Annotated in this window: 11 protein-coding genes; 3 read left to right on the top strand and 8 right to left on the bottom strand. The window is 71.5% G+C overall.

Annotated elements, in window-relative coordinates; translation table 11 throughout:
* Positions 1-3 precede the first annotated feature (3 nt).
* From IWX63_RS06650 to dut, 3 genes are all read right to left on the bottom strand, one after another.
* Positions 4-357: a hypothetical protein gene (locus tag IWX63_RS06650; RefSeq protein ID WP_334685700.1), complete on the bottom strand. Its 354-nt coding sequence runs from the start codon at positions 355-357 to the stop codon at positions 4-6.
* Between the two features lie 5 nt (positions 358-362).
* Positions 363-1,187, bottom strand: coding sequence for a DUF3710 domain-containing protein (locus IWX63_RS06645; RefSeq protein ID WP_199277376.1), 825 nt, complete (start codon positions 1,185-1,187; stop codon positions 363-365).
* 78 nt (positions 1,188-1,265) lie between these two features.
* Positions 1,266-1,757, bottom strand: coding sequence for a dUTP diphosphatase (gene dut / locus IWX63_RS06640; RefSeq protein ID WP_199277375.1), 492 nt, complete (start codon positions 1,755-1,757; stop codon positions 1,266-1,268).
* A 142-nt stretch (positions 1,758-1,899) separates the two neighbouring features.
* Here dut and IWX63_RS06635 point away from each other — a divergent pair, with 142 nt between their 5' ends.
* Positions 1,900-2,376, top strand: coding sequence for a DUF3093 domain-containing protein (locus IWX63_RS06635; RefSeq protein ID WP_199277374.1), 477 nt, complete (start codon positions 1,900-1,902; stop codon positions 2,374-2,376).
* Positions 2,377-2,379: 3 nt separating this feature from the next.
* On the opposite strand, the gene IWX63_RS06630 is transcribed toward IWX63_RS06635, so the two are convergent.
* Positions 2,380-2,682, bottom strand: coding sequence for a DUF4193 domain-containing protein (locus IWX63_RS06630; protein WP_199277373.1), 303 nt, complete (start codon positions 2,680-2,682; stop codon positions 2,380-2,382).
* 200 nt (positions 2,683-2,882) lie between these two features.
* Here IWX63_RS06630 and sepH point away from each other — a divergent pair, with 200 nt between their 5' ends.
* The gene (sepH, locus tag IWX63_RS06625; RefSeq protein ID WP_199277372.1) at positions 2,883-4,337 is read left to right on the top strand and encodes a septation protein SepH; all 1,455 of its coding nucleotides are present in this window, start codon (positions 2,883-2,885) and stop codon (positions 4,335-4,337) included.
* An 89-nt stretch (positions 4,338-4,426) separates the two neighbouring features.
* Here the strand turns inward: sepH and IWX63_RS06620 are convergent, their stop codons facing one another.
* From IWX63_RS06620 to IWX63_RS16760, 4 genes are read right to left on the bottom strand one after another with little or no spacing between them, the layout of a single operon-like run.
* Positions 4,427-5,167 carry a thymidine kinase gene (locus IWX63_RS06620; RefSeq protein ID WP_199277371.1) on the bottom strand — a complete coding sequence of 247 codons (741 nt, stop codon included), beginning with the start codon at positions 5,165-5,167 and terminating at the stop codon, positions 4,427-4,429.
* Positions 5,160-6,377 carry an alkaline phosphatase family protein gene (locus IWX63_RS06615; RefSeq protein ID WP_442859105.1) on the bottom strand — a complete coding sequence of 406 codons (1,218 nt, stop codon included), beginning with the start codon at positions 6,375-6,377 and terminating at the stop codon, positions 5,160-5,162. The genes IWX63_RS06620 and IWX63_RS06615 overlap by 8 nt, the downstream gene beginning before the upstream one ends.
* 5 nt (positions 6,378-6,382) lie before the next feature.
* Positions 6,383-7,060 carry a DUF5998 family protein gene (locus IWX63_RS06610; RefSeq protein ID WP_199277370.1) on the bottom strand — a complete coding sequence of 226 codons (678 nt, stop codon included), beginning with the start codon at positions 7,058-7,060 and terminating at the stop codon, positions 6,383-6,385.
* 60 nt (positions 7,061-7,120) lie between these two features.
* On the bottom strand, positions 7,121-10,036 hold the full coding sequence (locus tag IWX63_RS16760; RefSeq protein ID WP_334685699.1) for a bifunctional acetate--CoA ligase family protein/GNAT family N-acetyltransferase: 2,916 nt from the start codon (positions 10,034-10,036) through the stop codon (positions 7,121-7,123).
* Between the two features lie 124 nt (positions 10,037-10,160).
* Here IWX63_RS16760 and IWX63_RS06595 point away from each other — a divergent pair, with 124 nt between their 5' ends.
* Positions 10,161-12,758 carry a DNA gyrase/topoisomerase IV subunit A gene (locus IWX63_RS06595; RefSeq protein ID WP_199277369.1) on the top strand — a complete coding sequence of 866 codons (2,598 nt, stop codon included), beginning with the start codon at positions 10,161-10,163 and terminating at the stop codon, positions 12,756-12,758.
* The last annotated feature ends 49 nt before the right edge of the window (positions 12,759-12,807 follow it).

The raw sequence follows: 12,807 nt of genomic DNA, 5'->3' as shown, positions 1-12,807 counted from the left end.
TCCTCATCCGTTCTCGTCCGGGCGGCCGATGATCTCGTAGCGGGGGTTGTACACGGTGGGCGTGCCGTCCACCGTGGTGAGCATGCCCTCGAACCGGAGCGCGACGCCCGCCTCGACGCCCGGAACGCGCCGCTGGCCCATCCAGATGATGCGGACGGTCTTCCGCGCACCGTTCCAGTCGATCCCGGCGAGGACACTGAAGGACGGCGGGGACGTGACGGGCGCGATCGTGAGGCTGGTCACGACGCCGCGGGCCTTGATCCTGCCACGCTCCGGCAGCGCGGCCGGGACGGGGACGAGGACCCGCCCCGGGCCGTCGGGATCGGCGGGACCTCGCCCGTTCGGCAGGGCGGGCATGACGGTCAGCGGGTCTCGGTGATCTCGGGGCCGCGCTCGAGCGGGTTCAGATCAGGGCGGGCCGGGGCGGGAGCGGGCGCCGATCCTGCCGTGGCGTCCTTGGGCAGGCTGAGCTGGAGCAGCTCACGCGGCGGGAGCGGCTGGTCGCCGCGGACCACGACGACGCTGCGGAAGAGCTGCTCCATGGGTGCCGCGGCGGTCGCCTCGAGGGCCGCGGGTCCTCCGAAGACGCCCCGCAGGAACCAGCGCGGACCGTTGATGCCCACGAACCGCGCAACCCGGTACCCGGCCTGGCCGTCGGGTGTCTGCGCGGGCAGCTTGGCGAAGAGTTCCGTACCGAGCCTGCCCGGCCGCTCCTCGACGGTGCCACCCTGGGATCCGACCGAGGTGCCGATCTGCTCCCGGATCTCGTTCCACAGGCCTTCCGTCTTCGGCGCAGCGAAGGCCTGCAACTGGAGGGTCGATCCGCCGAGGTCCAGGGTCACGGCGATGACGCGCTTGCTGCGCTCCTCGACCTCGAGGCGCAACTGCAGCCCCTCGGCCGCATTGATCCGCAGGGCACCGAGGTTGATGTACCCGTTCGCGGTGTCCTGCTCGGAGAGGTCGAACGGGCCCTGGGTGGCGCGATCGTAGTCCGCACTGGACACGAGGTCGGCGGCCTGCGGCACACCGGGTGCAGCCACACCGGCCTCAGCCGGCACACCGGGGGTGACGGCGGTCGGCGCATCCGCGTCCTGCACGTCCGGCGCTCCCGTGGGGTCCTGGTCCTGCTGCTCCGATGCGACGGCGGCGTCGTCCTGCTTTTTCTTCCTGGGGCGCCCAAAAGCCATGTCCGGGTTCCTTTCCTGGTGGCGTGGTCAAGTTCGTGGGATCTTCGGTCGTCGCTGCTGCGACGCGGAGTGGGGGTGTCAGCCGCCGGACGGCGTCGTGACGGCGGTCGTGGGGACTCCGAATCCCCCGGTGGAACCGAAGCCATCCGTGCCCCGGGCGCTGTCGGGCAGCTGGTCGACGACGGCGAACACGGCACGCTCCACGCGCTGGATGACCAGCTGGGCGATCCTGTCGCCCCGCGAGAGGCGGACGGGATGGTGCCGGTCGGTGTTGAGGAGGCAGACCTTCACCTCTCCGCGGTAGCCGGCATCGATGGTGCCCGGAGCGTTGACGATCGTCAGCCCGTGGCGCGCGGCGAGCCCGGACCGCGGGTGCACGAGCCCCACGTAGCCCGCGGGGAGCGCCATGGCCACCCCGGTGGGGACGAGTGCGCGTTCGCCCGGCCCGAGGACGAGGTCGACGGCGGTACGCAGGTCCGCGCCCGCATCGCCGTCGGTGGCGTACGCGGGGGGCTCGAGGCCGTCGTCGAGCATCAAGATCTGGACCGGGAGGTCCTGCTGTGTACCCATGAACTGCATCTCCAAGGCGAGCTATCCGGTTACCAGCCCCCCACTTTAGCGCCTTTGCCCGGGCCCCACCTGACAGCCGGGAGACCCTCCGGGGACCCGCGGGGCGGATGAGACGGGGGCCAAAGGGTGGAATGCTGGTGTCATGTCCAGCGCGCCCGGGGAAGCACCCCAGAACACACCCGACCAGACCGTCCTCTACGACGAGCGCCTGTGGCCCACACCGTGGGTCTGGCTGATCGCGGCGGGGTTCTCCGCCGCCACGATCGTGATGTTCGCGCCCATCTCGATGTTCGTCGGCTACGCGGTCGCCGTCGTCGTCGCGATCATCGTCGTCACCATGCTCATCCTGTCCACGCCGCGGATCACGGTCACCCCGACCTCCCTCACCGTGGGTCGGGCGACCATCGAGCGGCAGTACCTAGGTGCGGTGGACTGGTTCGGCGGCGATGACGCGACCTACCAGCGCGGTCCGGGCCTGAACGGCCTCGCCTACCTGTGCATCAGGGGCTGGATCTCCCCGGTCGTGAAGATCGAGGTCACCGACCCCGAGGACCGCACGCCGTACTGGCTCGCGTCCTCCCGCACCCCGGAACGCCTCGTGGCCGCGCTGGCCGGCTGAGCCTCAGCCCTCGCAGTCCATGCAGTACAGCTGTCCGTCCCGGTCCAGGGCTATCTGCGACCGATGCCGGACGAGGAAGCAGGACGCGCACGTGAACTCGTCGGCCTGCGCCGCGAGGATCTGCACCGAGATCTCCTCGCTGGAGAGGTCCGCGCCGGGCAGGTCGAAGGAATCGGCGGCCTCGAGCTCGTCGTCGTCGATCACCGCCGTCTGCAGCGCGCCCTGCGTGCCGGGTCCCTCCAGTTCGTCGCTGCGGGTGTCGTCGTCGTCGACCGTCGTCCGCGGTGCGTCGTAGTCTGTCGCCATATCTGCCTTCTCACGCTCCATACCGTCCGGATTCTGTCCGGCCATCCGCGGGTCGTCTGCCCACGGCTGCCATAACGCTACGGCCTCCAGATTTGTGCCCGCCGCAGCGCCGCGGCCCGCCACGCCTGATCACGTAGTAGGAATGGCCGCCATTCAGTGGCACAGTTTCACCTAGGAATCATTGTCGGCTGGAGGAATTGATGCAGGAGTTACGCCTGGTGGGTGTCCATGAGGATGGCGGACATCTGCTGTTGAGCGGCGAGGAGGGCACGTCCTACCGGCTGCCCATCGACGACGCGCTGCGCAGTGCGAGCACCCCGGCCGACGCTCCGACCGCGACGCGGGATGCATCGCCGGAGCGGACCCGGCCGAAGCCGGCGAAGCCGCCGGTCCACCTGACCCCCCGCGACATCCAGGCCCGCATCCGGATGGGCGCCACGGCGGAGCAGGTCGCCGGCGAATCGGACCTCGACCTCGCGCACGTGCAGCGCTACGAGGGACCCGTCCGCGCCGAGCGCGACTACCTGGCCTACCTGGCGCAGCGCGTCGAGGTCGCCTCACCGCTTCCGAGCCATGACGGCTACCGGTCCGCGTTCGGCGACGACCCCGCCCTCCTCGGCGACATGGTCGCCTACCGCGTGCAGAGCTACGGGATCGACCCGGCCTCGCTCGAGTGGGACTCGTGGCGCCGGCAGGACGGGTCCTGGCACGTCGAGGTCTCGTTCGAGCTGCCCGACGGGTCGACGGTCGATCTGGGTGAGCAGCCGCCCGCGCAGTGGACCTACAACCCCACCCGCAGGACGGTGGTGAACGGGAACCGGTGGGCGCAGGTGCTCAGCGAGCTCGAGCCCCTCGACGGCCCGCTCCCCGCCCGGAGACTCAGCGCCGTGGCGGACCGTGTCTTCGACTTCGAGGCGGAGAAGGCCGACGAGGCCCCCGAATCGACCCCCGCGGACCAGGACGGCCTGCTGGACGTCCTGCGCTCTCGCCGCGGCCAGCGCCTCGGAGCCGACGAGGACGGCGACGACGCCCTCGCGGAACTCCTCACGCGGGGAAGCATCCCGGCCGCCCATCCCCGGGACGACGACGGGACCCAGGACAGCACGCAGGACGACACCCCGGACCGCGGGACCCTGACGGACGACGCCCGGGGCGGCGCCGACCAGGATGCGCCGACCGGACGTGATGCCTCGGCGCCGGGGCTCGCGCTCGCGCCGCGCCACGGCGAGGACGACGTGCTCGCCGGCGGCGATGCCGGGACCGACGAGGAAGCGGCCGACCCCTCGGCCCACCACGAGGACGGGAGCCCGAGGCTCTACGACGGGGTCAGCACGGACACCCGCGAGATCAGTATCTTCGCGCAGCCCTCGCGCCGGCTCCAGCCGCCGGCCGGGACCGGACGTGACGGCGGCAGCCGGGCTGCCCGCCCCGCGGGCCGGGACATGGGCCGGGACATGGGCAAGGACGCCTCCAGGGGCGCCGCCAAGGGTGCGGGGAGGGACCCGGGCAAGGAGACGAGCAAGGATTCCGCCAGGGACCCGGGCAAGGACACGGGCAGGGACACGGCGGACGCCGCGGCCGAGCGCCGGGTCAAGCCCAAGCGCTCGAGCGTGCCGAGCTGGGACGACATCGTCTTCGGGCGTAAGGGCGACTGACCCGCCCACCGCCCCGACCCGCCCCGACCGGTGGATCGTCCGGCCCGGCGCATCGTCCGGCCCGGCGCGTCGCCCCCGGTCGCCGCAGGTCAGAGCAGGTCGGATTCCTGGAATCGCGGCTCGAACGGCAGCGGCATCTCGTTGGCGTAGAGCGAGGGCGACGTCCTCGACGTCTGCCGGCGCATATGGTGCCGTCGGCACAGTGTCTCGTACCCCACGACGGGTCCACGGTCCCGACCGCCCGACAGCGGATCGACCGCGGGGTTCCGCGGGATCGCCGGAGCGTCGTCGTCGATCGGCTGGTCGACGTCGCCGACCACCATCTGGTCCCCCTCGACGACCATGACGCCGTCCACCGTCCGGGCGTTGTGGGTGGCCCTCTTGCCGCACCAGCACAACGCCTCGACCTGCAGCACCTGTACGCGGTCGGCGAGTTCGATCAGGCGCTGGGATCCGGGGAAGAGCCGCGTGCGGAAGTCCGAGGTGATCCCGAAGCCGAACACGTCGATGTCCATCTCGTCCACGATGCGCGCCAGCTGGTCGATCTGTTCGATCGTGTAGAACTGTGCCTCGTCGCAGATCACATAGTCGATCCGCGCCCCCATGGTCTGCCGCAGTGAGAGCTCGGTCCAGAAGTCGGTGTCCGGGAAGACCTCGACGGCCGGCACCTGGAGCCCGAGGCGGCTGGAGATCATCGACTCCCCCGCCCGGTCATGGGAGCTGAAGAGCACCCCCCGGCGGCCGCGGGCCTTGTGGTTGTGGTCCATCTGCAGCGCCAGGGTCGACTTCCCGCAGTCCATGGTGCCGGAGAAGAACAGGAGCTCAGCCACGGCGCGCCCCCCTGCTGCTCCTGGCGCGGCTGCTCCGGGAACGGCCGGTCGGTGCAGGTTTCGCCAGGGTGATGAGGGGGATGTCACGCTCGGAGCGTGTCAGGGAGCCGTGCTGTCCCACCATCTCGAACGCGGACGGCTGCACGCGCCGCCCGTCGATGAGGGCGACGCCCTCCCGTGCCAGCACGAGCAGGTCCCCGATCCGCGGCAGCACCTCGTCACGCACGGGACCGAAGTAACCGCCCGCGACGGCCTCGTCCCGCGTCAGGACCCACGCCCGGGACCCGAAGGCCTCGTGCCAGCGCAGCGCCAGGGCGTCGCGGTCCTCGGCGGGAAGACCAGGCGTGAGGTAGAGGTGGAGCATCCGCGGCTCGCCGCCCGTGTGGGCGACGCCCTCGAGGAGGTCGGGGTGCTCGGAGTAGTCGATCCGCTGCGGCGCCGGCACGTCCACCATGCCGTGGTCCGCCGTCAGGAGCAGGAGCGTGTCCGACGGCACGCGGCGGGCCAGGAGCTTCAGGGCGGCGTCCAGGTCCTCGAGCGCACGGAGCCAGTGCGGGGAGTCGATACCGTACCGGTGCCCTGCCTTGTCGAGGTCGTTGACGTAGAAGTACATGAGCATGGTGGGCGCGGCGGCCAGCTGCTCGGCGGCCGTGTCGATCTGCGCGTGGATGGTGCCCGCGCCGGCGAAGGCGCCGCCACGCAGCGCAGCGCGCGTCATGGGCGAGTCCTCGAAGCGGGGGTGGCTCACGGTGACGACGGGCAGGTGCCCGGCCACCCTCTCGAGCACCGTCGGGTGCGGCTGCCAGACGAGCGGATCCACCGCGGCGTCCCACCGGCCGAGCATGTTGACCACGGCATCCTGCGCGGGATCGAGGACGTCGTAGCCCACCATGCCGTGCTGCCCGGGGGCGAGGCCCGTGCCCAGGCTGGCCAGCGAGGCCGCCGTCGTCGACGGGAAGGCCGAGGAGAGGATCCGCGCGGACGCGAGGCTCTCCCGCAGGAACGGTGCGTGCGCCGCGTACTTCCGCAGCAGCGCCATCCCGAGGCCGTCCACCATGACGACGGCGACGCGCCGCGAGGAGGGCAGGCCGAGGGCATTGGTGAAGCCGTCCACGCCGAGCGCTGCGGCCGAGCTGGTCATCACCTCGGCCACCGTGGACACGCCGTAGGCCGGTGGGGCGGGAAGCGGCTCCCGGTGGACGAAAGGCAAGACCGCTACCGCTGGTGGTGCGGCCTGTTGAACCGGGCACCGAAGCCGGGCTGCCGGCGCGGCGTCACGTCCGGTGCGGCGACGTACCCGCCGGAGACGGGGCTCGCCGTGTTGACCTTGCGCAGGGCCCGGGCGAACGCCTTGGCGTTCTGCACCGCCTGCGCGCCGTCGGCTTCGGCACTGACGCGCAGGACGATGTCCTCCTGCGCCATCGTCCCGGTGAGGCCGTGGTCGGCGTCGCACTGCGGGTCGCCGCAGCTGGCGGGGCCGATGTCCAGGCGCTGCCCCCCGGACCAGGCGATCGCGAGCGTCATCTCGCGGACCTGGTCGGTGGGCTTGTAGTCCTGCGGCTGCGCGTAGAGGTAGCTGAGGACCACGGAGCGGATCTGGCTGACGGGGACCGACTCGGTGGAGATCTGCGCCATCACCTGCTCGCCGGCGTCGTCGAGCTGCTGGTCGTCCACGTGCGTGATGACCAGCATGTCCTCTGTGAGTACGAGGACCGTGATGTGGCGGTGCACCTCGGTGCGCTCGAAGTGCGTCTCGAGGTGCGCGACATGCGAGAGCGGCTCACGGCCGTCGAGGGCGTCATGGACGACGTCGGCCACGAGGCGCGGATAGAAGCCCGCCCGTTCGAGCGATGCGTCGAGGTCACGCCACTGGACGGAAAGCGATGGGGTCATGCCTCCAGTTTCCCCCACCGGCCCGCCTCCTGCCTAACCAACCCGCGCAGGCGCGTACCGTCAGTCGCGCATCGCCCGCCGTGCGCTGTCGGTGCGGCGCTGCGGATTGCCGACGTCGATCGCGGCGCTGAGCACCGTGAGCCCGGCCGCCGCGACGAGCACGGGGTTGAACTCGAGCCGCGCGATCTCCGGGTGGTTGTCCTTCAGCAGTGCCACGCGCGCCACGAGGTCCTCGAGGGCCGCGGTATCGGCGGGAGGCAGGCCCTGGTAGCCGAAGAGCTTGCGGGACGCGCGCGGCGCCCGCACGAGGTCCGCGATGTCCCCCGTGCTGAGGGGAGGGACGGCGTGAGCCCAGTCGTCGAGCAGGTTGACGGCATCGCCGGCCAGGCCGAAGGAGATCACCGGGCCCATGAGCGGGTCCTCGATGGCCCGGAGGCTGCATGCCTGGCCCGAGGGCGCCATGGCCTGCACCTCCATGCCGAAGCTGCCGAACGGCGCGAGGACCTTCTCCATCAGGGTGATGTTGCGCCGCAGCGACGGGGCGTCGTCGATGTTCAGCCGGACCCCGCCGAGGTCGAGGCGGTGGCGCAGGTGTTCGTCCATGGTCTTCAGCGCGACCGGCCAGCCCAGGCGTCCCGCCTCCTCGACCGCTTCGTCGGCGGAGGAGAAGCGGGCGGACGGCTGGAGGCGCAGGCCGTAGCAGCCCATCAGCGCGGCGCTCTCCTCCGCGGTGAGCCGCGTCAGTTCGACGTCGGCCACCCTGGTCCGCACGTCCGCCAGGATCCGCGCCGCGGCATCGACGTCGACACCGTCGGGGTCGACGAACTCCCCGTGGTCGCGGGAGCGCCAGTGCGAGTACCGGACGACGGCGCCGAGTGCCGCGAGGGCGGCTCCCGGGCTGGGGAAGCAGGGCAGTCCACGCTGCAGGGGCAGTGCACGGCCGGTCTCCGCCGCGGGCTGCCCGGCGCCGCCGAGGCGCCCCGCGGCACCGGCGGGAGTGGCAGCGGGCGTGGCGGCGGGCGTGGCGGCGGGCACCCGTACGGGGTCGGGAGGTGTGGCGGATGCAGCGGGCACTGCGAGCTCAGCGGGCTCAGCGGGCTCAGTGGATGCGGTGGCCGAGCCATCCGGCGCCGGCGACGACACCGGCGACGACACCGAGGACGACGGCGCGGCCACGAGCCCGTCGAGCTGGACCCGCGCATCGAGGATGCCGGTGAAGGACGCGATGACGGGTTTGCCCGCCGCTTCGGCACACTGCTGCAGGCACGCGGCCAGGGCCTCCGCGGTGAGCCCCCGGGCGGGCAGCGTGGTGACGATCGCCGTGTGGACGGCGTCGTCGCACAGCGCGTCCGCCACAGCCGTGGCGAGGGCGGGCAGGGCGACGGACTGCCCCGTGTCGAGCTGCAGCCCGGTCTCCAGCCGCGCGACCGTCATGCCCTGGGACACGACGCCATCGGCCACCACCTTGCCGAGCGCGGACGAATTGCTGAACACCGCCACGCCCGGGCCCTGCGGCAGGGGCTGGCTCGCCACGATCTGCGCGATGTCCATCAGCTGCTCGGTCGTCTCGACCCTCATCACGCCGGACTGCCGGAGCATGGAGTCGAGGGCGCCGGGCGGGGCCTGGCTGGTGCGGACGGCGTGGCCCGGCGGGAGCTGCAGGCCGGTGACATCGGATTTCGCGACGATGACGGGTTTCGACCGGGCCAGGCGGCGGGCGATCCGGGAGAACTTCCTGGGGTTGCCGATCGATTCGAAGTACAGGCCGACGGCGCGCGTGGTCGGGTCGTCCTCCCAGAACTGCATGGCGTCGTTGCCCGAGACGTCGGCCCGGTTCCCCGCGGAGATCACCGAGGAGACGCCGAGCCCGCGCCGGTGCGCGCTGGCGTAGAGGAGCACGCCGAGGCCCGCGGACTGGCTGAAGAGGGACAGCGCCCCGCGCGTCGGCAGTCCGGGCGCCATCGAGGCGTTGAGCCGGATCGCGGGATCCGTGTTCACGAGGCCGAGCGACGCCGGCCCGACCACGCGCATGCCCTGCGCCCTGGCCTTGTGCACGAGGGCGCGCTGGCGCGCGAGGCCGTCGCCGTCGTCGTCCCCGTAGCCCGCGGTGGCGACGAGCAGGCCCTTGACCCCGGCGCGGCCGCACTCGTCGACGACGGCCTCCACCTGGTCCTGCGGCACGGCGATGACCGCGAGGTCCACGGGTTCCGGGACCTCGGCGAGGGAGGCGTGGGAGAGCATGCCGTGCAGCTCGAAGGCCTCGGGGTTGACCGCGTACACCCGCCCGGTGAAACCGCCGTCCACCAGGTGGTCGAGCAGCGCGTAGCCCACGGTCCCCCATTCGCGGCTGGCGCCGATCACGGCCACGGACGACGGCGTCAGGAGTTCCGCCATGCTCCTCGCCTCTGCGCGGTGCTCACGGGACTCCATCACCGCCTGGGACTTCCGGGTGGGGTCGATGTCGAAGCTGAGCATCACGACGCCGTCGTCGAAGTGCCGCTCCACCTCGTAGCCGGCCTCGGCGAAGACCGTGATCATCTTGCGGTTCTCGGGCAGGACCTCCGCGGAGAACCGCCGGATGCCGTTCTCGCGGGCGGCGGCGGCGAGGTGCTCGAGCAGGATGGAGCCGACGCCGCGCCCCTGGTGGTAGTCGGAGACGTTGAAGGCCACCTCTGCCTCGAGCGGGTCGTCGAGCCGGTCGTAGCGGCCGATCCCGATGATGTCCCCGCCCCGGGTGATGACGAACGCGACCCGGTCGCGGTGGTCCACCTCGGTGAAGCGCCGGAGCTCCTTGGCGCTCAGCCTGGCCTTGTAGGTGAAGAACCTCAGGTAGATGGAGTTCTGCGACTGGCGGACGTGGAACGCCTGGACGGCGTCGGAGTCCGAGGGTGAGATGGGCCGCAGGTGGGCCGTCCCGCCGTCACGCAGGACGACATCAGCCTCCCAGTATTCGGGGTATTGTCCGTCTGCCACCATAGACTCAGGGTAGTCGGCATCCCCTCGGCCTGGCTGGGACCGCGGTCGGAACCGTCCCCGGGTCGCGGATGCCGTCCGACCATCCCGAATTGCACCCCTGAGTTGTTGAGGAACCGCCACGCACATGGCCAGGCGCCAGAACTCCGCACCGCCGGAGGATTTCACCGAGAAGATCATCGACATCGATGTCGAAACCGAGATGGAGGAGTCCTTCCTGGAGTACGCGTACTCCGTGATCTACTCCCGCGCCCTCCCCGACGCCCGCGACGGCCTGAAGCCCGTCCAGCGGCGCATCCTCTACATGATGACCGACATGGGCCTGCGCCCGGACCGGGGCCATGTGAAGTCCGCCCGCGTGGTGGGCGAGGTGATGGGCAAGCTCCACCCGCACGGGGACAGCGCCATCTACGACGCGATGGTGCGCATGGCCCAGGACTTCTCCCTGCGCCTCCCGCTGATCGACGGGCACGGCAACTTCGGCTCGCTCGACGACGGCCCGGCGGCCGCCCGGTACACGGAGGCCCGCCTGGCCGCCCCCGCCCTGACGATGACCGACCACCTCGACGAGGACGTCGTCGACTTCGTCCCGAACTACGACAACCAGCTCACCCAGCCGGAGGTGCTGCCCGCCGCCTTCCCGAACCTGCTGGTCAACGGCGCCAGCGGTATCGCCGTCGGCATGGCGACCAACATGCCGCCGCACAACCTCGGCGAGGTCGTCGCGGCCGCGCGCCACCTCATCGCACACCCGGAGGCCTCGCTCGAGGACCTGATGCGTTTCGTGCCCGGTCCTGACCTCCCCAGCGGCGGGAAGATCGTGGGGCTCGACGGCGTGCGGGACGCCTACGCGACGGGACGCGGCTCCTTCAAGACCCGCGCCACGGTCAAGGTGGAGCAGCTCTCGGCCCGCCGGACCGGCCTCGTGGTCACCGAGCTCCCCTACACCGTGGGCCCGGAGAAGGTGATCGAGAAGATCAAGGATGCCGTCACCGCCAAGAAGCTGCAGGGCATCTCCGACATCGTCGACCTCACGGACCGCAAGCACGGCCTGCGCCTCGTGATCGAGCTGAAGAACGGCTTCAACCCGAACGCGGTCCTCGCGCAGCTGTACCGCTTCACGCCCATGGAGGATTCCTTCGGCATCAACAATGTGGCCCTCGTCGACGGGCAGCCGCGCACGCTCGGACTGCTGGAGCTGCTGCAGGTCTACCTCACCCACCGGATCCTCGTGGTCCGCCGCCGCACCTCCTACCGCCTGCAGCGCAAGCGCGACCGCCTGCACCTCGTCGAGGGCCTGCTCGTCGCGATCGTCGACATCGACGAGGTCATCCAGATCATCCGATCCTCGGACGAGTCCGCCGCCGCGCGGGAGCGGCTGATGGCCATCTACGACCTGACCGAGATCCAGGCGAACTACATCCTCGAGCTGCGGCTGCGCCAGCTCACCAAGTACTCGCGCATCGAGCTCGAGAAGGAGCAGGAGCAGCTCCGCCTCGACATCGCGGAGCTCGAGGCCATCCTCGGATCGGAGGAACGGCTCCGCACCCTGGTGTCCGACGAGCTCGCCGCGCTGTCGGACCAGTTCGCCACACCCCGGCGCACCGTGCTGCTCGAATCCGAGGCCGCCGCACCGCTGAAGGGCTCCACGCTGCCGGCGCCCTCCGCCAGGGGCGCGAAGGCGATGATGCCGCTCGAGATCGCGGACGATCCCTGCTGGGTCCTGCTCTCGGCGTCCGGCCAGCTCGCCCGCACCTCGGACCGGCAGCCCTTCGGCGACGGGCAGCGCATCAAGCACGACGCCTTCCGGTCCGTCCTCGCCTCCACCGCGCGGGGCGAGGTGGGGGCCGTGACCTCGGCGGGCCGGATGATCCGCCTCCAGGTCATGGACATGCCAGCCCTGCCACCCACGGCCGGCGTCCCGAACCTGGCCGGCGGCGTGCCGTCGTCGGAGTTCATCACGCTCGAACGCGGCGAGAGCCTCGTGGGACTGGCTCCGCTGGGCGCGGTGGTGGCCCTCGGCACCGCGCAGGGCGTGGTGAAGCGCGTACAGCCCGACTACCCGTTGAACCGGGACGACTGGGAGGTCATCTCGCTCAAGCCGAAGGACAGGGTGGTGGGGATCGCGGCTGCGTCCGACGCCGACGACCTCGTCTTCATCACCCGCCTGGCCCAGCTCCTGCGGTTCCCCGCCTCGGTGGTGCGGCCGCAGGGCCGGACGGCCGGTGGGATGGCGGGCATCAAGCTTGCCGCCGGCGACGCCGTCCTGCACTTCGGGAGCGTGTCCCACGGTGACGGGCAGGGCGTGGTGGTGACGGTCGCCGCGGCGGGAGATGCGCTGCCCGGGACGACCGCGGGATCGGCGAAGGTCACCGAGCTCTCCGAGTATCCGATCAAGGGCCGCGCCACCGCCGGAGTGCGTGCACACCGCTTCCTCCGCGGCGAGGAGTCCCTGTCCCTGGCCTGGGCCGGCCACGGCCCCGCGCGCGCCGCGTCCGCCAACGGCGTGGCCCGCGCACTGCCCACCGAACACGGGCGGCGCGACGGCTCGGGAGTCTCCCTCGCCCAGCAGATCGACGCCATCGGTCCGAACCTGGTGGGTCTCATCGAGGCGACGCGCCCGGCCGTGGCGGAGGTGGGTGGACCCGTTGCGGCGGTGCCGTCGTCCGGCGGTCAGGCACGCAGCACGCAACCGGACGACGACGCCCAGGGCACGCTGCTCTAGAACCGTCGACAGGGCCCGAGGACTGTTCACAAGGTTCTGAAGCGGGCGT

The sequence above is a fragment of the Arthrobacter sp. CAN_A2 genome, assembly GCF_015752045.1.
In the GTDB taxonomy this organism is placed as follows: domain Bacteria; phylum Actinomycetota; class Actinomycetes; order Actinomycetales; family Micrococcaceae; genus Arthrobacter_D.
This window is presented reverse-complemented; position numbering and strand designations above follow the sequence as displayed.